This window comes from Nitrospira sp. Vd2, assembly GCF_979581665.1.
Map to the genome: position 1 here is coordinate 43,051 of NZ_CEFZSK010000016.1, position 20,597 is coordinate 63,647.

Sequence of the window (20,597 nt, forward strand, 5' to 3'; positions counted from 1 at the left end):
GATGCCTCATTACACCGGCAGCTCGAACGTGAACACGGCGCCCTTGGGGTGATTGGGGCCCGCCTGAATGTGCCCGTCGTGATCGGTGATGATGCGGTGGACGATCGCCAAGCCGAGTCCGGTCCCTGTCTTCTTCCGTGAAAAGTACGGCACGAACAGCCGCTCCTGATCCTCGGGGTTGATCCCGATGCCCTCATCGGCCACCGACACGACCGCGCGGTGCTTCCGGGTATCGTACCGCGTGGTAATCCAGATACGACCTTTTTGGCTCATCGCTTGAATGGCGTTGTCCAGTAGATTGACGAGCACCCGCTTCATCTGTTCCCGGTCGAAATTGATGGCCGGCAGGCTCTCATCCAACGTGAGCAGCAGTTCCACCTCACGATGCGCGTTCCGGTAGAGCGCGACCACTTCATGAATGACGTCGTGGAGCGATTGTCGGGCCATCTGTGGCAGCGGCAGCCGGGCGAACTTCGAGAATTCATCGACCATGCCCTTCAGGCTGTTCACCTCGTTGACGATCACCTGCGTGGACTCGTTGAAGATCGCCTCGAAGTCGGGCGCCTTCTCGAAAAACTTCTTGCGAAGCCGTTGGGCCGAGAGCTGAATCGGGGTCAGCGGATTTTTGATTTCATGCGCCACGCGACGCGCCACTTCCTGCCAGGCGGCGACCTTCTGTGCCTTGATCAACTCCGTCAGATCCTCGAAGACCAGCACGAACCCGAGATCCTGCCCCCCCTCGTTCCGCATGCGGCTCAGATTCAAGCCGACCGTGAGAAACTTCCCTTGCACTTCCATCTGGCCTTCCAGCGAGAGGCTGTCGCGGCGATCGGCGAGCACGCGATCGTACGCGTTTTGAAACAGGTCGAGCCCCAGCCCTTTGAACGCCTCGGTGACGAGATGGTGGCGCAGGTGCTCGGCCGGGATCCCCAAGATCCGCTCCGCCGATGGATTGACGGTCGTAATGATGCCGTTCCGGTCAATGGACAAGACGCCGGCCGCGATCGTATCGACCACGGCCTGCGTGTACGCCCGCCGATCGTCCAACTCCTGGTTGGATTGGCGAAGGGAGAGGTTCACTTCTTCCAGCTTGGACTTGCTGACCTTCAGGTCATGCGTCATGCGGTTGAACGAATCGACCAGCGTGCCGATCTCATCGGTCGCCTTCGCGTGGATCTGGACATTGAGGTCCCCGCGGGCGATCGCCTCCGTTGCTTCGGCCAAGCGCTGGATCGGGACCGTAATGCCGCGCGCCACGTAGAACCCGAACCATGTCGCTCCGAAGAGAATCATGGTGGTGATGACCCCGACGAAGAGATAGGCGCCGGCCTTGATCGGGTTCTTCATCGCCTTGATCTGCCGGTACTCATTGTACTGACGGGAAATCGCCTCCCACTTCACGAGCAGCGATTCCGGCACATAGTCGTCGACGACCACGACGCCCGCGACCGCGCCGTGCCGCATCCCAGACGGAATCGGGACCGCCGCGCGAATCAACCGGCCGTTTTGCGATTCTTGGACCGACGTCAGCTCCCGGTTGCCGTTCAAGACCTGGAGCACGAGTTGCCCGACCGGCAGATCCAGCGCCGTGGCCGGCACGTCGGGACTGAGGGCCTTGGTCAACGTCTCCATCTTCGCGGAGAAGACCTCGACCCCGGCCACATTGTGCTCTCCCCGTTTGCGCGCCATCGCGGCGATCAGCAGGTCGCGCTGCTCCGGCGTCATCATGTCCTCCCGGAAGATCTCACGCCCGATCGCCCGCGCGCTGTTGACGGCGAGCGCGATATGGCCGTCTCGGTACATCCGCGCGACTTCGTGCGAATCCTTGAGGACCTGCTCGATTTGATCGTTGAACCAGACATCCACTGCCTTGTTGACCAGCCCGCTCGCGACGACGGCCAGAAGCACCGTTGGAACGAGGGCGAAGCCGATGAAGGCCGCCACGAGCTTCGTCCGGAATCCCGACCCGAGCAACCGGTGCCGCCGCTCGAAATACGCCTTGATCAAATTGCGCGACAGCAGCAGGGTGAGTACGACCAACCCGATCAGGTCGAGGTTGATCAGGAGCAGCACGAAGGCGTAGCTGGCGCTGGGGAGAATCGAATCCGATTCGACGCCTTGCGGCGCCGCGTACTGGGAGTAGTAGATCGTGAGCGCGAGACAAGGCACGAGCAGCAGGAGGACGATCCACACCGGCCGCAGGGAAGGCCCGCGTCGATCGCCTTCGGGGGCGAGCTCCTCACGATCGCGCTCATCTTTCAGGTCGGCATCGACCTCGTCGTCCAACAAGAGCGCGCCCGTTCCCTCGGATGCAGTCCGACGGCCCTTCGGTGTGGCGCGAGAGGACGCTGTGGCCGGGTGATCAGCCATCAGTGACGTAAACCTCGTTCGTGTGCCGCCCACGCGGCTTCAAAGACATGATAGGGCTCCTTCAGGACGGTTTCAAACGTCTCGGCAAACTCGCCCGGTCCGGACAACGTTTTGACCAATCGAGCGACTGCGGCCAGACCGAAGCGCTCGATCAAGTACACCGTGGCATCATAGCTCTCGGCATAGATCACCCCCGCATCTTGTCCCGCAAGGCTTAGAAAACTCCCGTGCATGGCGTGGAGCGGCCGAAACTCTGCTTTTTGACGAGCCGTACTCAAGTGGTGCCGTTCCGGACGGCCGCCTTCACAATACAGCGACAACCCCTCATCGAGCCAGCCTGGTACCCGTCCCCCGCCGAGCCGATGGATCGTCGCATGACCGTATTCATGCGACAGCGCGCGGTCGATGACCTCGTCACCTTGCGTCATCAACCGCAATGGAAGATGGATGCGGCCATCGAAGATGCCGCCGGCCCACGGAGGAGCATCGACCTCTGCCGGAAATCCAGCATCGCGATGCAGCAACACGACGATCGGCATAGCCGCATCGTCACCGAACGTTCGCGCGATTCGACGCGCAATGACAGCCAGTCGGTCCATCGCCCGTTCGGCGGCGGACCGTGCGCCGCGCGGATATTTGACGGTCAAGACACCGCGGCGCAAAGTCGCAAGCTGTGCTTCATGGTCCACGTCCCGTTGCAGCGCCATGAGACGGTCCTGGATCGCGACGTCATTCGGATCGAGACGAGCCGCGACCTGATAATGCACCAACGCCGTCCGCGTATCATCGTTGCGCGATAACAGATCGCCCATCAACACATGTCCCGGGATCGAATTCTGATCGAGCGCGAGCACCTGCGTGAGCGCCCTTCGCGCTTCGGCATCGTGCCAGAGACGCGCATGTGCGGTAGCGAGGCCCAACCACGCCGACGGATTGCCTGAGGCCGCTCTCGTTGCACGCTCAAACGCCGATAGGGCGGCGCGAAAATCACGGATCCGGAGTCTCTCCCAGCCGTCGGCGATTCTAGACGCCACGTTGCTGTCTTGACTTGACTGTCGCGGCGCAGCGGTCATCGATCCGTTGGAAGCTCCCTCACCATTAGTCGTCGCGAAAGAGGGAGGTGACGAGACGGCGGCCGGGAACGAACCGACGAGGATGGCGCAGAGGACACGGGCGGCGAGAGAACTGCTCACCACAACACCCCGGATGCTGCCACGGACGAAATGAGGACGGAGGTGACGACGCTTCGTGTGTTCAGATCAGAAGGCCCGATGAGATCAAGGTCTGCGGCTCGCGGCCTTTGTGACCTGTTAATGGCTCGCCGGTTTCCCGGACGCCATATCGACATACTTCATGCGCAAGGCGTAGAGCATGTCGGTTAAGACCGCTTGTTCGTCGCCGCTGAGGTTTCCACGCGTCTTCTCTTCGAGCATGGAAAGAATATCGATGATTTCCTTCGCTTGGGCCAGATTCACTGGCACCCGCGGCTGCGCGGGATCCAGTTGCTCCCCCATCAACATCATCGCGGACGTGCTCAGCGAAAACACAAAGCTGGAAAAGGTAACGGGCGGGGCTTGCTCATGCGTGCTCGTCGTGCCGGTCGATTCGCGGCTGGCTTGCGGTCCACGCTCCCCTGACTCGGTATGCGGGGCGGCGGACGATGGAGACGGCTCTTCGGTGCGCCCCCGACGGTCGCGAACGACAAACGTTTTCTCTTCATCACTCATCATCTACTCGCTCGATACTGGCTCGGACCCTATCATATTTGTACCGGCCGCGCAAGCCGACCGCGTTGAATCGGCAGAGGAAATCCGTGTAGAGTGATTGATCGTTGCACGTCGAGGGACTGGCCTGACCATGTCAAATGAATTCGATGAATTGGTTCATGTGATGGCCAAGCTCCGCGCGCCGGACGGCTGCCCATGGGACCGAAAGCAAACGCACGAGTCGCTCAAGCCCTATTTGATCGAAGAAGCGTATGAAGTGCTCGAGGCGATCGATCATCATGACCCGGAACGCCTGCGCGAGGAACTCGGCGACCTCTTACTGCAGATCGTCTTCCATGCCCAAGTCGCAACAGAGCAGGAACGGTTCACGATCACGGACGTGATCGGCCGCCTGACGGAAAAACTCATCCGTCGTCACCCGCATGTCTTCGGCACCGCCGAGCAAAAACAAGAGGCGCTCAACGCCGACGATGTCAAGGTGCGGTGGGAGCAGATTAAAAAACACGAACGGGAGGCCCGGGGAGAGCCGCATTCTCTGCTGGACGGCGTCCCGAAGACCCTCCCGGCCCTGCTCCGGGCGTTCCAAGTTCAGGCCCGGGCGTCCCGTGTAGGGTTCGATTGGCCGGACCTCAAGCCGGTCTTGGGCAAGCTGGAGGAGGAGCTGCGTGAGTTCCGGCAGGTCTTGCCGGCCGATGGGGAGACGGCTCCGGCAGGTGATCAGAGAGATCGGCTGGAGGCGGAATTGGGGGACGTGCTGTTCACGATCGTGAACATCGCACGCTTCCTCAAGATCAATCCCGAGGAAGCGCTGCGCACAACCGTCAACCGCTTCACCGAGCGGTTTCGTTACATCGAACGTCGGGCGGCTGCGGACGGCCGATCCCTGGAGTCACTGTCGTTGGAGGAACTGGACGACCTGTGGAACGAAGCCAAGGCGCGTGATCATTCGCCCAGGCGCTTGGACTGACCGACGACGTCCTCAGTGAGGAGCGTGCTGTATGGAAAAGAACGACGCCCCCTACGAAGAAGGCAAACGCGCCGGCGCGCATCCCGCCCTCGTTCTGTTCGGCGTAATCCTCGCCCTCTGGTTGATCATGGCGGTGTTCATCCCGAATCCCAAAAAAGATCGGCAGGGGACGGTTCCTGAAAATCCGGAAGCCACCCAGCGGGTCGTAGAGGAATCGGATGCCGCCCCGGTCATGTTCACGGTCGCGGCCTCGATTCCCGACGTCAATGCCGTGAGCATCCTCGTGCCAAAGGAAGCGACGACGAGTCAGATCATCGGCCTTCTGAAGAAACTGCGTGACGCCCGACTCTCCAATACGTTCTCGTCCCTCGGTATCCCGGCGACGACGCCGGGCAATAAGCTGGGACCGCATGCCGTCGCGGACATCTACATCTTTTCCGATCGCCAGTATGCGACGCCGGAAGCCGTCCGCGTCCTCGCCCGCGGCGCGCACGCCCCTGGCGAACTGTACCCTCAGGCGATTCCCTTCGAAGTGGCGATGGAACAGGTGCGCGGCCACTACCGCATCGATCTCAACGACACTGGCAATCCGGACCGCGGCTCCGTCGGATTTGCCGATGAGTCCGGTGTCCATTCCAAAAACTTCCGCCGCGTCTTCGGCAACTAATCGCGGCCCTATACACAACTTCTACCCAGCGCCGCTCAACCCTTCGCATAAAATACGTACGACACCAATATCTAGTAGCCTTGACACGATCCGCCACAATGCCTAAAAGTTGTGCATCCCGTTATCAGCCCGCTCTCTGTAGGCTTCCCGCCTACACCGTGTGAGTTGCTCACAAGCTTATCCACAGATTCTGGGGACTGTCTCACGCCGGAATTTTTCTTGACTTCACGGGTTGGAAAGGAGGGATGGGGAACTACGCGGACGGCTTCAGCCCGGTTCGTGCCGCGATTTGCGTGAGCAACTGCCCCTTGGCCTCATGGATCCACACCTCCAACCGAGGAAACAGGTGTTGCAACGGTCCGGTGAACGGCCCGATGAGCACATCGTTGCGCTCGGCGAACATGCCGTCCTCGTTCGCAATCTGAAACTTTCGATCCGCGATGGCCCGCGAAAGGAGTTTGCTGATCATCAATTGCTGCCCCGGGCTGCCGCCCGTCAACCCCAACACCTTCACCTTGCAATACTCCAACTCATCCGGAATCGAAACCTTGATGCGGACGGCGTGTGCGGTCGGCCACTGCGGACGCTGAACGGCATAGTCGTAGGAGAAGACCGGCTCACGTGGTTCTCGGAAGGGTCCGTGGACTTCGAGAATCGTCGGCGCCTCATTCATCGCTTCAACTCGAGTTTGATGAATGTCACTTCCCCTTCGCCTTGGGTCGGACCGCGCCACTGACGCAACCCGTCATGAATGTTGTAGAGATTTGTGTAGCCGCGTCGGCCCAAAAAGTCGCACGCCAACCGGCTGCGTTCGCCGCTCGAGCAGTACACGAATACCTTTTCGGCCTGATCCGAGATCTCATCGCGATAGCGCTGGTCCAGTTCTTCGAACGGAACGAGCTTCGCTCCGGGGATGCGCCGCGCCGCGTACTCCTTTGGCGTCCGCACGTCGACGATCATGATATCCGACACCCGGCCGTCCATATCAAGGATCTGCTGCGCCTCGGCCGCTGGAATATCGACATAGAGACGGCCTGACCGAATCAATTCGGACACAACCGGTTTGCCGGTGCTGATATTGCTCACTTGCCACCGCAATGGCTCCACTGAAGCCGCGATGTCCTCCGGAACGCGCTTCACGCGGCTTTCGAGATAGTAATGATCGCGCCTGATTCGTTTGACGTCTTTCGTGACAGCCGTCACCCTCCAGAGCGCGAGCGCCGCCACAACAAGCGCGAGCACGGCTATGACGGAAACAAAGCTCTCCATGGCTTTTCCTCGTTGGGTCGCAATTCCGGTACTACGTTGGGGGTACTATAGGCAGCACATCTCCTCATCGCAAGAGGGCTCTGCGGAGCAGTGCTTCCCGGCTACAATCAGCTCATCCCCACGCCTGCTCGCACGCGTGCACCACTCGCTCGCCGGTCTCGACACCGTCCCGAATACAATCCGGAATCCCGATTCCTCGATAGGCCGCGCCCGTCAAATAAAGCCCGTGGTGTTGCGCCGTGAGAGCGAAGAGCCGGTCCATCCGCGCAAGGTGCCCGACGTGGTATTGCGGCATCGCGCGTTCCCACCGGGTGACGATCGTAAAGCGCGGCGCGTGGCGAAGGCGTGCAATGGCCACAAGGTCATCACGGACGCGTGTCAGCAGCGTCTGATCGTCCGCTTTGACGATCGCCTCCCGCCCCATCCCGCCGACATAGCAACGCACTGAGAGCGACCCGGCCGGCGCACGCTCGGGCCACTTCAAGGAACTCCAGGTCGCGGCCAGCAGATCACGGCCTTCAACACGAGGCACGACGAACCCGTAGCCTCTCACGGTTCCCGGCAGGTCGCGCGTGTCGTAGCCGAGTGCCACCGTGGCGGTCGAGACATAGGGAATGGCCGCGAGTAACGCCGCTGCCTCTCGGTTGATCACGCTGAGCAAGTCGGCAGCGACATACGCCGGTGTGGCGAGCACGACCAGGTGTGCGCGGATGGCTTCTCCGTCCTCCAGCCGTATTTCGTAGCCGTGGTGCACCTTGCCGCCTTCTTCCGATAAACCGATGGCGCGCCGCGCTACGATCATCTGGACGCCCGCTGCTTCGAGCCGACTGACCAGCGTCTCGACCAACCTCCCCAACCCCCCGCGCAAGGTTACGAACATCGTTCGCCGCTCCTGCGCGGGTGCGATCGCCTTCCGGGCACGGCTGCCGGCCCACATGCCACGAATGATGCTGCCGTAGTGCTGCTCCAACTCGACAAAGCGTGGAAAGGTCGCCACAAGGCTCATTTGTTCGGCATCGCCGGCATAGATGCCGGCCATCAGCGGTTCGATGAAGTGCGCGAATGCCTCCTGACCAAAATGGCGCCGGAAGAACGACGCGACCGACTCATCCGCCAACACACGACGCTTCGGCGAGACGAGATCGAAACCCATGCGGAACGCGCCGCGCCAGGACACAATTCCACTGCGAAGGAACGGTCCCAATTGTCCGGGCGCGAGCGTGACGAGTCCTTCCGGCAGGGGCCGCAAGCGACCTTTCGTGAACACGAAGGCCTTCTCGGCGGTTGGATTCGTGTTGGTCAGTTCGTCTTCAAGCCCAAGGTCGCGGCACAAGGCCAAGGCAGCCGGCTTCTGGGAAAGAAAAGAGTCGGGGCCCGCTTCCACGATGAAGTCGTCATGGTGGCGGGTCAGGATTTTCCCGCCCCAGCGGGTATCGGCTTCAATTACAGTGCAGGTGATTGGAAGCCCGTCGGCAGCCGCGCGCCGCTGGACCGTCCAGGCCGTCGCAAGGCCGGCGATGCCTCCACCGATGATGACGACGTGTTTCGGAGCGACGGGCACGGGCGATCAACCGACGAGCGAGGTCCGTTGTTCCTCCACGAGCGAGGCAAGCACGTCGATGAGGGCTGGGCTGGCATTCAACATCGGCATCCGTTCGAGCTGCATGCCGTGACGGGCCGCGAGCCGCTTGAACTCGATGTCGATGTCGTACAGCACTTCCAGGTGGTCGGACAGAAAGCCGATTGGCGCAATGAAGACATGTCGATGCCCTTCGCGGCGTAACTCGTCGAGCGTGGCTTCCACGGTCGGGCCAAGCCACGGTTCATCGGAGCGGCCTTGGCTTTGATAGGCCAGGCGCGCAATGGCCGGGCGGAGCCGGTCGCAGAGGGCCTCCATCGTGGCGCGCACCTCGCTGGGATACGAATCACCGGTCTCTACGATACGCTCGGGCAAACTGTGTGCGGTGAACAGAATCGGCACGGTCCCGCGCACCTCGGCGGGAAACTTGCTCAAGCCCTCGCTGATCCGGTCGGCCACGGCGGCGAGGAAACCCGGATGGCGATACCAGCCCGCGACATAGCTGATGGGAAAGTCTCCGCCCACCGCGGCGCGAGCCTCTTCCACTTTTTTCCGATAGGCGCCGGTGCTGAGGGCCGAGGCTTGCGGCGCCATCGCGATGGCGATCAACCGTTCGGGCAGCTCATCGGCCAGCTCGGCATACGCTTGCTTGATATACGGATGCCAGTGCCTCATGCCTACGGCGACGCGATACCCCTCGCCACCGGGCCCGTTCAGCTTTTGTTCCAGCTTTCGCGCGACCTCCCGCATAATGCCAAGCACGGGGGATTTCCCTCCCGTCAGTCGATACCGCTCGCGAATGGCTTCGACGAACTCGGGCGGTGTCGGTCGGCCGCCGCGGACATCGAGGAGATACGGCTCGACATTCTCCAACGTATCGGGACCGCCCATCGCCATCAAGAGCACAGCCGTCGGTCTCAGTGGTCCCGGACTCATCTCGTGCTCAGCTTATGGACGAAGTCAATGGCGGCGGCCACATTCTCCACCGGGGTGTTCGGCAGGATGCCGTGACCCAGATTGAAAATGTGCCCCGGTCGGCCGCCCGCCTCTGCCAAAATCTTCTCGACTCGGCGCTCAATTTCATGCAGCGGAGCAAACAAGGCGACCGGATCGAGATTGCCCTGCACCGCCACATCGTCCCCCACGGTCTTCCATGCCACATCGAGGGGCACGCGCCAATCAATGCCGATCACATCGCCGCCGGCCTTTCGCATTAACCCAAGCAGCCCCGCCGTGCCCGTGCCGAAATGGATGAGCGGGACGCCTTCCCGTTTGAGGCTCGTAAAGATCAATTGCACATGCGGCAACACATATTCGGCGTAGTCGTCCGGCGCGAGGCATCCCACCCAGCTATCGAAGAGTTGCACGGCTTGCGCGCCGGCATGAATCTGCTGCCGCAAATATCCCGTCACCACGCGGGCGAGCTTGTCCATCAGTCGATGCCAGGTCTCCGGCTCGCGGTACATCAGCTGCTTGGTCGCCACGTAGTTGCGCGAGCCGCCGCCTTCGATGGCGTAGCTCGCCAAGGTGAACGGGGCGCCTGCAAAACCGATGAGCGGCACCCTGCCATCCAGCGCTCGGCGGGTGACTCGAATCGCGTCGTACACATAGCGGAGCTCCTGGCCATCGATCACCGCCAGTCGGTCGACCGCCGCACGGCTCCTGATCGGATTGTGAATCACCGGCCCTTCGCCTTCCGCGAACTCCAACTGAAGGCCCATTGCCTCGAGCGGCAGCAGAATATCCGCAAAGATGATGGCCGCGTCCAACGGAACCCGTTCAATCGGCTGCAGCGTCACTTCCGCGGCCAGGTCCGGCGTCTTGCAGACCTCCAGGATCGAATGCTTCGCGCGGACCGCCTGATACTCCTGCATATAGCGCCCGGCTTGGCGCATGAACCAGACCGGCGTGCAATCAACCGGTTCGCGGCGACAGGCTTTGAGAAATCGATCGTTGTTCATGATTCAGATAGACGTGAAGCGCCGTGCCTTGCGGCTGGCGCATTGTAGAGACCGAAGCGACGGGGTGTCAATGAAAGCCGCTGTTGATTTCGCCTTGCTGGGCAATCGAAGATGCTCACAAGGAAAGCCATGGGGACAGTTTCCTACAGCCCGCGCATCGGCATCAGTCGATGCCTGCTCGGCGATGAAGTCCGATACGACGGAGGGCACAAGCGCGACGTGTTCCTCACGGATATTCTCGGTCCACATGTCGAGTGGGTGGCCGTGTGTCCGGAGGTTGAAGCCGGTCTCGGTGTGCCACGGGAGCCGGTTCGCCTGGTGGCGGCCGGGTCCTCGGTCCGCGTCATCGGCGTGACCAGTGGTTCCGACCACACTGATCGGCTGCGGCGATGGTCTCAAGGACGGCTGCGGGACCTCGAAGCCCTGCACCTGTCGGGCTACGTGTTCAAGAAAGATTCGCCAAGCTGTGGGATCGACCGGGTTCGTGTGTACAGGCGCAATGACGTCACTCGATCGGGCGTCGGCATCTTCGCGAAGGCCTTCACCGAACGGTTCCCCTTGATTCCGGTAGAGGACGAAGGGCGGCTGCATGACCTAACAGTACGTGAACACTTTGTTGAACGCGTGTTCGGCTACTGGCGCTGGCAACAGTTTCGGCGAGCCCGTGCGACACGCGCCGGGCTGATCGCGTTTCACACGCGGCACAAGTTTCTCCTACTCGCACATAGCCGCGAACATTGCGAGACGCTAGGCCGCCTCGTGGGAGAGTTATCAGCGCGACCCTTGGGAACCCTGCTCGCACGCTACGCCTCGGGGTTCATGTCGGCCCTCAAGGTCCCCGCGACGCGGCGGACCCACGCGAACGTGCTCCGTCCCTTGGTCGGGCATTTCACGAACCGCCTGAACAGCCCTCAGAAGAACGAGATGCTAGAGCTTGTCGAAGACTACCGCCGGGGACATGTGCCGCTGATCGCACCGATCACGCTGATCAAGCACTACGCCACGCTGTTCGAGCTGACGTACTTGAGCGAGCAGGTCTACCTTGCACTGCACACAAAGGAGCTGATGCTGCGCAATCACAGCTGAGGACTAGACCCAGTCGGAGTCGCTTCTCTCTCGGGCCGGTCTCACGAGCGGTTGGAGGGTCTGACGGATCGCCGCGATTTCTGCATCAAGCTCACGACTCTCGTGCTCAGAAAGAATCCGGGCGTCCTCAGGGCGGAGTTCGATCCGGTAGTGGTTCTTCCGCGACGAAAACCATTCGATGTACGGGTGCGGCGTCAGATGTGGATGGGGATCGAATGAAATCAAACTGACTTCACCGATCTGGGGCGTCTCCATATCACCGAGGACATGGGCGGCGAGGTCCTCATCGGCGAACGACGAGTTCCGAAAACGAATCGCATGTCCCGCAATCTCACCACGAAAGTTCCCGGTCAAATAGATGTCGACGGGGCCGATCGCCGCAAATGTGATCCGACCGACGACGGAGCCGTCCTCACGATTGTCGAGAAACCCTTCTTTCACCCACCGGCTGTTCCCGAATTTTTGTGCCATGCTATTCGGCAAACGATCTGCAGGCGTCTGCATCGTTCTCGGCCCGAAAAAGTCCTCGACGTATTGCAGCGAATACGCCTCCGGTTTTTTCGCGCCTGCGGCCTCGCATCTGCCCGCACCTCCTTTGCCTCATGTACTCACTTCCTTTCAGACAACCCTACGGGGCGACCGCCGCGGGCGGGGCGGCGGCCTCCGGCGCGGGTTCCAGCTTCGGGGCCAGTGAACCAAGGACCACGCCGGCGAGAATCAACGCGCTCCCCAGCCACGCCTTCGTCTCCAGTTGTTCGCCAAGGAAGTACCAGGCGAGCCAGGCCGCATACGCCGGTTCGAGTGAAAAGATCAGCGCCACGCGTGGAGCAGGGACGAGCCGCTGCGCCCAAATCTGAACACCGAATGCGGCCGTCGCCATCACGCCCGTGACGACCAGGCTGACGAGCAGTACGGAGGTGGGAGCAAAGGCGCCCGCCGGTGCTGCTTCAATCTGCATCGTCGGCAGCATGAGACCGCTGACGAACGCCATCTGCCAGAAGAAGAACGAGAGCGGGTCGCCCTCTCGCGTGTAGCGTTCCAAGCACGCGATGTGGGCGGCAAAGGCTGCGGCGCAGCCAAGCGTCAGGAGATCCCCGATGTTAAGCGAGACGCGAGGATCGACAAGGAACCACAGGCCCACGGTGGCGAGGCCCGCGGAGGCCCAAATGCGCGTATCGGATCGGCCGAGGATCAGTGGGACGAAGACCACATAGAGGGCGGTGATGAAGGCTGAGTTCGACGCCGTGGTGTAATGAATGCCGACAGTTTGCAGGACGTACCCGAGAAACAACCAGATGGTGGCAATTCCACTCCGTCTCAAGGTATCGCGATCAGCGCGTAGCCCCGAGCGAACCAACACCACGATCCCGAGGACGCAAACCGTGCCCAACACAAACCGCAGGAAGAGAAACGAGAGCGGCGGAATCTGCTCCAGAGCGGCCTTGGTCGCAGGAAAGGTGGCGCCCCAAATGAACGTGGTCAACAATAGTGCGAGCTGCGGCATCGTCAGAAGAAGTGCTAAGTTTTGAGTGCTGAGGCGCCCGGCGTCACGAATAAGTGACGCCACGCTTGGGCGCGCCGGCGAGATGGTGAGCCGACCGTGTCTTCCTGAGTTTAAAAGAATCGAGCTGACACGACAAGACAGCCGGAATTAAGACAGTGTAGAGTGTTAAGTGCGGAGTTTAGAAAAACAGAGCGATCGCACAAAACTGTGTTGGGTAAGCTTTGAGGGCTGTGATTAGGAAGCACAAAAGGTGAGCCTCAACGCCCGTTCAGAACTCAATTCCCGACAACTCAGCACTCGCGACTCGGCACTTCCCTACGGTTTACACAGCGAGCAACGCTTTTGAAACGTCACGCCGGCCTGTTCCATCGCGGCCAAGGCCCGCTCCTTATCGGGATAGTCGAACCAGCCGCCTTCCCAGAAATCCTTATAGACGTGCACGGCCGGCACTTCCGAGCACCGATCACGGTGAAGCGTCGCGCGATCGATCGAACGAGCAATGTGCACCCAGTACGTCATATCGAGTGGCCCTACTAACGGTCTCAAACCGTATCACGTACGGCAACCCGGTCGCAATTGAGTTTGTTCCGTGAGGCAGTGAACGCGGGGTGAGGCGGCCGGGACTTAGGGGAGGAGCTGCCACTCATCCTTCTCGATGAACACTTTTGCGCCGGTTTCCAGCTTCTTGACATCGTCCTTTTCGAACAGCCGCATGTACCGCTGGATGCGGTCCGGATCGTCGATCCGCTCCTCCTGCATCATCCCGCTCGACAGCTTGTATTTCCGAATCAGCACCGGCATACCATCCTCCTTGCCTCCTTGCATTTCGCGAAGTGGCTACGATACCCGACGATTCCGTGGGAGGTCAAGGTCTTCACCACCAAACGGTCAGTGACGCGCAAACCCGTCCTGCAATGAGCATAGCGGGCGGGCCGAGCCATCAGTTATAATGAGCCGTTCGTCTTCCCCACAAGGAGCACGCTATGCCTCTGTACGAATACCGATGCGGCGCCTGCGAGGAGCAGTTCGAAGTCACCCAGTCCATCGGAACGCGGGCCGAAGACACCGTCTGCCCTCATTGCCATGCACGCCAGGCCACACGCCTGATGTCCGCCTTCGCATCGAAAGTCGTGGGCGACCATAAGCCCGGCTTCAACGAAATGAAGGCGGACAGCATGATGAAAGAGCGTGTGGACAAGTTCAAGAAACTGCCCCCGGCCTTCGGCAAACGTACCCCGCCTCCGGCGATTTCGGACGTCTTTGGTGGATCGCCGGCACCGAAATCATCCGGGACGAACTAAAGGCATTGCGGTCATGAACCAGACGCACCGTCTCGCCGCCGCCATATTTTTGCTCGCTTCCGTGCTCGTTCCAACGGCTCACGCCGGCGACGCCTCGGGGCAAATCGTCATCGCCGGGAACGGCCCCGAGCAATTCGCCATGGAGCAGTTGGCCCGCGCGTTCGAAAAAGCGAATCCGCGCGCCTACGTCGATATTCAATGGGACAATAATTCAAAGCCCGTCGAATTGGTGAAGTCCGGGCAGGCGCAGATCGCCGTCACGGGCAAGGAGGACGGGGACCTGCGGGCCATTCAAGTCGGCTGGGACGGCATCGCCGTGATGGTTCACCTCTCCAACAACACGAAGGAACTGACGACGCAACAGGTGGCCGACATTTTTAGCGGCAAGGTGAAGGTATGGTCAGACGTCGGCGGGCCGGACACGAAAATTCTCGTGATCGATCGTCCACGCAATCGCAACATCAAAGACACCTTTGAGCAGCATTTGGGCATCCAGAAAGTTGAGGCCGGCAAGGTGATCGGCCCCGATGACAAGGCCATCAAAGCGGTCGTGGGCACGTTGCCGCCGCTGTCTGCCGTGACGTACGTCTCGCTGGGGCCGGCGCTGGAGGCCGTGAACAGCGGTGTCGCGGTCCGGCTTGTCCCCATTGATAAGGTCGAAGCCGAGGAGCCGCCGGTCAAGGATGGGCGCTACAAGCTGCGCCGGCCTCTGCTGTTGCTGACGCCGAAGACACCGAATCCCGCCGTCGAAGCGTTTGCGGCATTTGCGCTGTCAAAGGAAGGCCAGACGATTATCGATAACGAGGGATATACGCCGCTCAGTCCAAGTAAGTAACGTTCAGCTTAATAGGCTTCATCCTACCGTTCTTTTTCTTCATCGAAGGAGGCTCTATGCGATATCGTTCGCTGCTCATTGCCGGATTCATGATCGTCGTCGCGCCGATGCTGTCGATCGCGCAGACCCAGGAAGGGGGGACCGCAGGGCAAGGTGCCGGCACGGAAATGGAGGGTTCGGGATTCGGCGCCTACGATACGGAATCGATCAAAGGGTTCGATGAGCAAAAAGTCACGTCGGACCCGGTCTGCGACCGAAGCAAACGGCCGCGGATCATCAAGGTGGAACCCGACGAAGCCAAACCGGGCGACAAGGTCACGATCAAGGGCGAAAACTTCGGCACCAAGGAATGCCTGCACAACGTCTCGTTCAGCTCCGCGCCCGGTGAAAAAGTGCAGTACACGTACGTGAACGACGGCACCATCGAAGCCACGGTGCCCAATTCCAAAGCCGGCATGAGCTTCGTGATCGTCGTCGCCGGCAGCGGCAGCGCGCAATCCAAGCCGGTGCTGATTCAGAATAAGTAACGGGATTCACACTACACAAAGGCCGGACACAAAGGCCGGGAAGAAGCATTCTTCCCGGCCTTTTCTTGTCCGTACCAATCCTCCCTACGATCGGCCGGCTTTCGTGCACCGAGGAGTCCTCGGCATTGCGATTGGAGCCAGCTGGTTACAATCGTGGCCATTGTGGTCTGGACAAAACGATGGACCAAGCGGGACCACTGGATGAGAGCAGCATTTGCTTGCGACTTCCTCGTCCGAGGTCCCTTGCTGATCACCTTGTTGCCGTCAGTGAAGTTTGCTACAGTGAGCTGCGAACAGTCGCGAACTCATGACAACGATCCACATCAAGACGCCATATCCGGAACAAGCCATTCCGCTCGTGAAAGAGGCCATTGAGCTAGAGAAAAAACTCGTGCGTGGCAGCCTGGCCACGACCAACGAACGTATTGCGGCACTCGCTCAGGAATTGCGCGTGGACGAGCATGCGGTGCTGGCGGGGACGGTTCCTCGGACCGAAGCGAATGAAATGGCCCTTTTGGAATTGGAAGGCGAATTAGCGATTCGTACTTCTCTTGAGGACGCGCTCCGGAGCTTGGATTCCTTGGAACTGTGCAGCTAACGCTGTATGCGGATAGGATTCGCGCTCACATTCTCCAGACGCCCAATGTCCTCTCTCATTCGCTTGCCTACGACGATCGGCCTCCGGCAGCGGGACTGGTGAAAGGGACGGTCATCTTTACCGATGGTTCTCGGTTTCACTTCAAAGAGTTTCTCCGCCTAACTGGCCCGGTCATCAAGCTGAAATACGCGTATCATTGCATTTCCGCGAGCGGCCCCCTTGTCTTCCGTTACGATAATGCGTTCGATCCCGCCGCGAAGCATCTTACAAGTTATCCGCACCATAAACATCTGCCGGACAGCATTGTGTCCTCGGACTGCCCTCCGTTCGACCAAGCCCTGAGCGAAGCAGCACGCTTCGTCAAGCGTTGCTGAATCGCGTTCTACTTTTTCGGGTGAGGCGAAGCGCAGCGACTGGATGAAAAGATGAATCTACCGTCCATTCGGCCAAAGAGTTTCAACGGCGAACCCGAAAGAACATCGCGAGAGAAGGACCGACGAGAAAGCACTCGCGGTGACGAGCAGCCCTATGCTGATGCAATGCTTGATTGCAAGACCCGACCCTCGAACTAAGTTGTGTTGTTTAGATACCTATGTGCTGAGCCCTAGACCTGCTATAGTTCCTCCTCATCGAACGGCGTTCAGCGTGCTGTTAGGTACTGAAGCGACTGTCGTCCAATGGGGAGGGATGGAGATGAAGGACGAGCTACAAGAGCTTCGAGATGATCGAGCCGCACTTCTGCAGGCCCTCAGAGGGGCGGTAAAGCTCATTGATGCTTTGTTGAAGGGACACGAGTTGATCGAACAACAACACTCGATTGGGCTATTTTCGAAGGAAGACCTTGACCGCTATAGAGTGGGCATGAAGGGAGCTTGAGGAGATGTTACGGGGATGATCAATCATCTCTCTACCTTAGTTCAAGTTCTCGGTGCAGATTGGTTAAGAAAGGCGAACGAGCGGACCGAGTTTCTCAACAAACATCTGCCTTGGTTCCAGCAACTCAATCATGATCTCAGGATCCTTGTGCGTTAAAGCAAGACCTGACCCTTGGTTTACTCGTCCCCGCCATCGCAGCCTTGTAGTACTTCCCCCGCACCCCGTCCTTTAGTTTGGACAGATCGTACTCAGCGCGAAGCTCATTAACGGTTTTCTTCCGATTCTTTCCTCATATTGCAATCGCTCCTTGCGTGTAGCCTTCGAGCGCTGATTATGCGAATCCGGTGGTCTCGCTCGCAATGTGAAATGAACAGCACCCGCTGCTTCGAAGATGCCCCAATGGTGATCGCACGGTCTTCCTCATCCGAGTGGTCTAGGTCCGCGAATGTGAGCGCCAACGGATCAAGAAACGCAGAGGAAGCTTCAGGAAGTGATACCTTTTGTTTACGAACATTTTCCGCCGCTTTCTCAGCGTCTCATTCATTGATCTCATGGCGAGGCTATCACGAATCGACTCTTCTGTGAACCGTCACGCTGGAGATCCGCGAGCAGCGTTCCGAGAATGTGACGTCGGGCGACAAAGTCACGATCAAGGGCGAAAACTTCGGCACGAAGGAATGCCTGCACAACGTTTCGTTCAGCTCCGCGCCCGGTGAAAAAGTGCAGTACACGTACGTCAACGACGGCACCATCGAAGCCACCGTCCCCAATTCCAAAGCCGGCATGAGCTTCGTCATCGTCGTCGCCGGCAGCGGCAGCGCCCAATCCAAGCCGCTCAGCTTCTCCACTACTTTCCGCAGGATGGCTTTGCGGTATGGCTTGATAGAGCTCCCACAGTATTTCGAAACACCGCTGCCTGTAATGGGTGAGATCAACGATTAAATGGGTGAAACGTTGACACAGCCGATTCAGAAAGAGGCTGCCATGGCCTGATATGGCCGAAAGCGGGAACATCTTTGACGCACCCTGGCAAGCCAAGATTCACCGGTGTCGTTCCCCTGGCCTAAGCGCCACATAAGCACGACGCTTTAACGCATTTGTAGTTTCATCACTTATTTGCTAATCTGCACGTGATGGTGAAGATTTTACCGGCTGGTCCTCACTTCTCTGCCCGCGGAGGATGTACGACTTTTCTGGCCATAGGGCGCCCGCCATAGTTGCCGGTGTTGACCAGCCAGAGTTTTTTCTAAAATAGCCTGCTTCAAACCAGGGCAATGGGTCGTTTCCGACACAATTCTCAGCAACCCTAAAATACGCGTTCGCCTGCTTGCCGTCATTCTTAAGCCAGTCCTTGACTCCCGTAAGTACTTCCTACCTAGGCGGAGCATACTCGAAACGATAGCGTGTGGCTAACGTAATGACAGTTAACCTTACGTACATAGTATGTCGCTTTCCCGCCCCGGAATACAGCGGAAGTGTCGTCGTTAGAATAAATCCGGACGCGTAGCCTCGAGGTTATCAGGTGGGTGGGTAGGCAGATTAGCGCGGGCAACCTTTTGGCCAATAGAATGCAGCGTCACGCAATATACTTTTTAAAATTATCAGCGCGCTTTTATATTTTCCGAACAACCCTGGGTGAGCACGGCTTCCTGGGGTTCCGATGCGCCCTGGTTCCGGGGAGGAAATTTCAGTAATCCTTAAGCCATACCGGGCTCCCCGAGTTAGCAGCATTATTTCTGAATGCTCATGTTTATACTTGTCGATACCTAATTCGTACAGGTGAGCCTTATACATCCCAATTGCATCAGTGTATCGCGTTCTAAATAATGTATTAATCAGTATAGTAAAAGCCCGGTTTGCGATTTTAGAGGCCCAGTCATCATCCTCTGATGAGGCGCCGTCCTTATATCGAGAGGCAATAACGATATCGTAGCCTTCATTAATCTTATTCAGCAATTTAGGGATGTCTTCTGGTATCGAATTCCCGTCCGGCGAAAATGGAATAATAATTTCTCCACTTGCCTGTTCATACCCTTCCCAGAAGGCCGCCTTAACGCCCTTGCTCTTCTGATCGACAACTTTAAACCCTTCTGAGAGGAGGTATTCTTTTGAGCCGTCTGTGGAATTACCGTCTAAAATCAATATTTCATCACACCAGCTACTCTGTATCCTAGGCATGATCACTTTGAGAGCAGCTATCTCATTCTTTACGGGAACGAAAAGCGTAGCACGCCATCTGTTGTTCATGACATGAGCCATCGCAGGTAATCGGGTTCTGGCATTTTCGGAGCACTGACAGCCCTAGAGATGTGGCAGCCTTGTGAAGGCGCGCAAGCCATCCTCGTCGTTAGGAATCCGGCTGGTGTTTTCCACTAGCATACGCAAACATGGAATAAGCTACTTTCACGAGTGGCACAAATGTTATCACCGCCGACACGCAAACAATTCTGACCACAGCATCAGTGACGTCTGCCCGTTCAGCGCTAAATGTCTGCAGCGTGTCTCCAATATAGGCTATAGCAATTGCGGGTGGAAGAAGAAAGATAAATGTCGCCCAAAGAAAGTCGCGATTCGATAGTGACGTCAGTCCCAGGAGATAATTCAAGGGTCCGGTTGGAATAACAGGGCTGAGCCTCGCAAGCGCTACAAACCTCCAGCCGTTCCGTTGAAACTCTTTGTGCACATGAGTTGCCCACTTTGTCTCGAAATGCTCTGTCAGAAGTGCACCGAGGAGATGCCGTGCCGCGAGGAACGAAATCCAACCACCGAGAGTGGCACCAATGGTAGAATAAACGCCGCCTGCAAGCGCACCCCAAAAGAATCCTCCAGCAAGGTTTAACGGTAAAGACGGGAATGCCGCGATGACAGAAACGGCATAGAACAGGACGAAAACAAAAATCGTGGACTTGGGATGGTCATCACGATATTGTTCGATTACATCTGGGTGGAGTGGAGGAGATGGTCCCACAATGGTCAACAAGAGAGCGACGATGATTAATAAGACGACTCCTAATCTACGGAAGCCGATTCTGCGTAGTGTCTCTTTTGTTGTTTGCAAGGCCAAGCCTGAGCAGAACTGCAGATGTCGGCAACCTCTGGTCCAAGCACTATGCCGATGATACTGAGAAAAGCCGGGCGTGAGTGTACCGAATTTCGGGTTGAAACGCCAGTCCTTATCTATCAAGTACCACCTTGTAACTACATCTCCTGAGCCTCGTGGGCCCCGCAGCGATTCTGTTCTATTCCGGGATTGCCAATCGTCCCGCGCTGATCGTGTGTTGACTCCATACCAGTGGCATATGCTATTGGCACTATTCGCCTCATGGGGGG

23 protein-coding genes and 1 pseudogene are annotated in these 20,597 nt (G+C 58.8%); 9 read left to right on the top strand and 15 right to left on the bottom strand.

Features of this window, described 5'->3' with window-relative positions; all coding sequences use genetic code 11:
- Window positions 1-9 precede the first annotated feature (9 nt).
- The 3 genes from AC1U7K_RS08265 to AC1U7K_RS08275 all read right to left on the bottom strand — a co-directional run bounded on the left by AC1U7K_RS08265 (window position 10) and on the right by AC1U7K_RS08275 (window position 4,100).
- On the bottom strand, window positions 10-2,370 hold the full coding sequence (locus tag AC1U7K_RS08265) for a sensor histidine kinase (protein ID WP_480250637.1): 2,361 nt from the start codon (window positions 2,368-2,370) through the stop codon (window positions 10-12).
- Entirely contained in the window at window positions 2,370-3,404 is a 1,035-nt protein-coding gene (locus AC1U7K_RS08270) for a peptidase MA family metallohydrolase (RefSeq protein ID WP_480250639.1), read from the bottom strand. The genes AC1U7K_RS08265 and AC1U7K_RS08270 overlap by 1 nt, the downstream gene beginning before the upstream one ends.
- Before the next feature lie 276 nt (window positions 3,405-3,680).
- Window positions 3,681-4,100 carry a DUF1844 domain-containing protein gene (locus AC1U7K_RS08275; protein ID WP_480250640.1) on the bottom strand — a complete coding sequence of 140 codons (420 nt, stop codon included), beginning with the start codon at window positions 4,098-4,100 and terminating at the stop codon, window positions 3,681-3,683.
- Between the two features lie 127 nt (window positions 4,101-4,227).
- Between AC1U7K_RS08275 and mazG the strand changes: the two genes are divergently transcribed.
- Together mazG and AC1U7K_RS08285 are read left to right on the top strand one after the other, a co-directional pair.
- The gene (mazG, locus tag AC1U7K_RS08280) at window positions 4,228-5,064 is read left to right on the top strand and encodes a nucleoside triphosphate pyrophosphohydrolase (RefSeq protein ID WP_480250641.1); all 837 of its coding nucleotides are present in this window, start codon (window positions 4,228-4,230) and stop codon (window positions 5,062-5,064) included.
- Between the two features lie 31 nt (window positions 5,065-5,095).
- Window positions 5,096-5,731 (top strand): hypothetical protein, encoded by a 636-nt coding sequence (locus AC1U7K_RS08285; RefSeq protein WP_480250643.1) that lies wholly within the window; start codon window positions 5,096-5,098, stop codon window positions 5,729-5,731.
- Window positions 5,732-5,984: 253 nt separating this feature from the next.
- Here the strand turns inward: AC1U7K_RS08285 and AC1U7K_RS08290 are convergent, their stop codons facing one another.
- The 5 genes from AC1U7K_RS08290 to hemE form a co-directional block, all read right to left on the bottom strand.
- Window positions 5,985-6,404 carry a hypothetical protein gene (locus AC1U7K_RS08290; RefSeq protein ID WP_480250644.1) on the bottom strand — a complete coding sequence of 140 codons (420 nt, stop codon included), beginning with the start codon at window positions 6,402-6,404 and terminating at the stop codon, window positions 5,985-5,987.
- Window positions 6,401-7,000, bottom strand: a complete 600-nt coding sequence (locus tag AC1U7K_RS08295) for a rhodanese-like domain-containing protein (RefSeq protein ID WP_480250645.1) — start codon at window positions 6,998-7,000, stop codon at window positions 6,401-6,403. Before AC1U7K_RS08295 ends, AC1U7K_RS08290 begins: the two co-directional genes overlap by 4 nt.
- Window positions 7,001-7,112: 112 nt before the next feature.
- Window positions 7,113-8,561 carry a protoporphyrinogen oxidase gene (gene hemG, locus AC1U7K_RS08300; protein ID WP_480250646.1) on the bottom strand — a complete coding sequence of 483 codons (1,449 nt, stop codon included), beginning with the start codon at window positions 8,559-8,561 and terminating at the stop codon, window positions 7,113-7,115.
- A 6-nt stretch (window positions 8,562-8,567) separates the two neighbouring features.
- Complete coding sequence (hemH, locus tag AC1U7K_RS08305; protein ID WP_480250647.1) at window positions 8,568-9,515, bottom strand: ferrochelatase; 948 nt, start codon at window positions 9,513-9,515, stop codon at window positions 8,568-8,570.
- On the bottom strand, window positions 9,512-10,540 hold the full coding sequence (gene hemE, locus AC1U7K_RS08310; protein ID WP_480250649.1) for a uroporphyrinogen decarboxylase: 1,029 nt from the start codon (window positions 10,538-10,540) through the stop codon (window positions 9,512-9,514). Before hemE ends, hemH begins: the two co-directional genes overlap by 4 nt.
- 129 nt (window positions 10,541-10,669) lie before the next feature.
- Here hemE and AC1U7K_RS08315 point away from each other — a divergent pair, with 129 nt between their 5' ends.
- A complete protein-coding gene (locus AC1U7K_RS08315; RefSeq protein ID WP_480250650.1) occupies window positions 10,670-11,626 on the top strand; it encodes a YbgA family protein in 957 nt (318 codons plus the stop codon).
- A 3-nt stretch (window positions 11,627-11,629) separates the two neighbouring features.
- Here the strand turns inward: AC1U7K_RS08315 and AC1U7K_RS08320 are convergent, their stop codons facing one another.
- From AC1U7K_RS08320 to AC1U7K_RS08335, 4 genes are all read right to left on the bottom strand, one after another.
- Window positions 11,630-12,130: a hypothetical protein gene (locus AC1U7K_RS08320; RefSeq protein ID WP_480250651.1), complete on the bottom strand. Its 501-nt coding sequence runs from the start codon at window positions 12,128-12,130 to the stop codon at window positions 11,630-11,632.
- Window positions 12,131-12,254: 124 nt separating this feature from the next.
- Window positions 12,255-13,130, bottom strand: a complete 876-nt coding sequence (locus AC1U7K_RS08325) for a DMT family transporter (RefSeq protein WP_480250652.1) — start codon at window positions 13,128-13,130, stop codon at window positions 12,255-12,257.
- A 315-nt stretch (window positions 13,131-13,445) separates the two neighbouring features.
- On the bottom strand, window positions 13,446-13,676 hold the full coding sequence (locus tag AC1U7K_RS08330) for a hypothetical protein (RefSeq protein ID WP_480250653.1): 231 nt from the start codon (window positions 13,674-13,676) through the stop codon (window positions 13,446-13,448).
- Between the two features lie 78 nt (window positions 13,677-13,754).
- Window positions 13,755-13,931: a hypothetical protein gene (locus AC1U7K_RS08335; RefSeq protein ID WP_480250654.1), complete on the bottom strand. Its 177-nt coding sequence runs from the start codon at window positions 13,929-13,931 to the stop codon at window positions 13,755-13,757.
- A 182-nt stretch (window positions 13,932-14,113) separates the two neighbouring features.
- Here AC1U7K_RS08335 and AC1U7K_RS08340 point away from each other — a divergent pair, with 182 nt between their 5' ends.
- The 5 genes from AC1U7K_RS08340 to AC1U7K_RS08360 all read left to right on the top strand — a co-directional run bounded on the left by AC1U7K_RS08340 (window position 14,114) and on the right by AC1U7K_RS08360 (window position 16,765).
- Complete coding sequence (locus tag AC1U7K_RS08340) at window positions 14,114-14,431, top strand: FmdB family zinc ribbon protein (RefSeq protein ID WP_480250655.1); 318 nt, start codon at window positions 14,114-14,116, stop codon at window positions 14,429-14,431.
- A gap of 13 nt (window positions 14,432-14,444) precedes the next feature.
- Window positions 14,445-15,266 (top strand): substrate-binding domain-containing protein, encoded by an 822-nt coding sequence (locus tag AC1U7K_RS08345; RefSeq protein ID WP_480250656.1) that lies wholly within the window; start codon window positions 14,445-14,447, stop codon window positions 15,264-15,266.
- A gap of 56 nt (window positions 15,267-15,322) precedes the next feature.
- Window positions 15,323-15,793 carry an IPT/TIG domain-containing protein gene (locus tag AC1U7K_RS08350; RefSeq protein ID WP_480250657.1) on the top strand — a complete coding sequence of 157 codons (471 nt, stop codon included), beginning with the start codon at window positions 15,323-15,325 and terminating at the stop codon, window positions 15,791-15,793.
- Window positions 15,794-16,100: 307 nt separating this feature from the next.
- The gene (locus tag AC1U7K_RS08355) at window positions 16,101-16,391 is read left to right on the top strand and encodes a hypothetical protein (protein ID WP_480250658.1); all 291 of its coding nucleotides are present in this window, start codon (window positions 16,101-16,103) and stop codon (window positions 16,389-16,391) included.
- Window positions 16,382-16,765: a toxin-antitoxin system TumE family protein gene (locus AC1U7K_RS08360; protein WP_480250659.1), complete on the top strand. Its 384-nt coding sequence runs from the start codon at window positions 16,382-16,384 to the stop codon at window positions 16,763-16,765. Before AC1U7K_RS08355 ends, AC1U7K_RS08360 begins: the two co-directional genes overlap by 10 nt.
- A 765-nt stretch (window positions 16,766-17,530) precedes the next feature.
- On the opposite strand, the pseudogene AC1U7K_RS08365 reads toward AC1U7K_RS08360, so the two are convergent.
- Window positions 17,531-17,743: pseudogene (locus tag AC1U7K_RS08365) on the bottom strand (BrnT family toxin); the annotation flags it as partial.
- A 148-nt stretch (window positions 17,744-17,891) separates the two neighbouring features.
- Between AC1U7K_RS08365 and AC1U7K_RS08370 the strand changes: the two are divergent.
- The gene (locus tag AC1U7K_RS08370) at window positions 17,892-18,209 is read left to right on the top strand and encodes an IPT/TIG domain-containing protein (RefSeq protein WP_480250660.1); all 318 of its coding nucleotides are present in this window, start codon (window positions 17,892-17,894) and stop codon (window positions 18,207-18,209) included.
- A gap of 597 nt (window positions 18,210-18,806) precedes the next feature.
- Here the strand turns inward: AC1U7K_RS08370 and AC1U7K_RS08375 are convergent.
- Window positions 18,807-19,514, bottom strand: a complete 708-nt coding sequence (locus AC1U7K_RS08375; RefSeq protein ID WP_480250661.1) for a glycosyltransferase family 2 protein — start codon at window positions 19,512-19,514, stop codon at window positions 18,807-18,809.
- A 100-nt stretch (window positions 19,515-19,614) separates the two neighbouring features.
- A complete protein-coding gene (locus AC1U7K_RS08380; protein ID WP_480250662.1) occupies window positions 19,615-20,451 on the bottom strand; it encodes a TVP38/TMEM64 family protein in 837 nt (278 codons plus the stop codon).
- Window positions 20,452-20,597 lie beyond the last annotated feature (146 nt).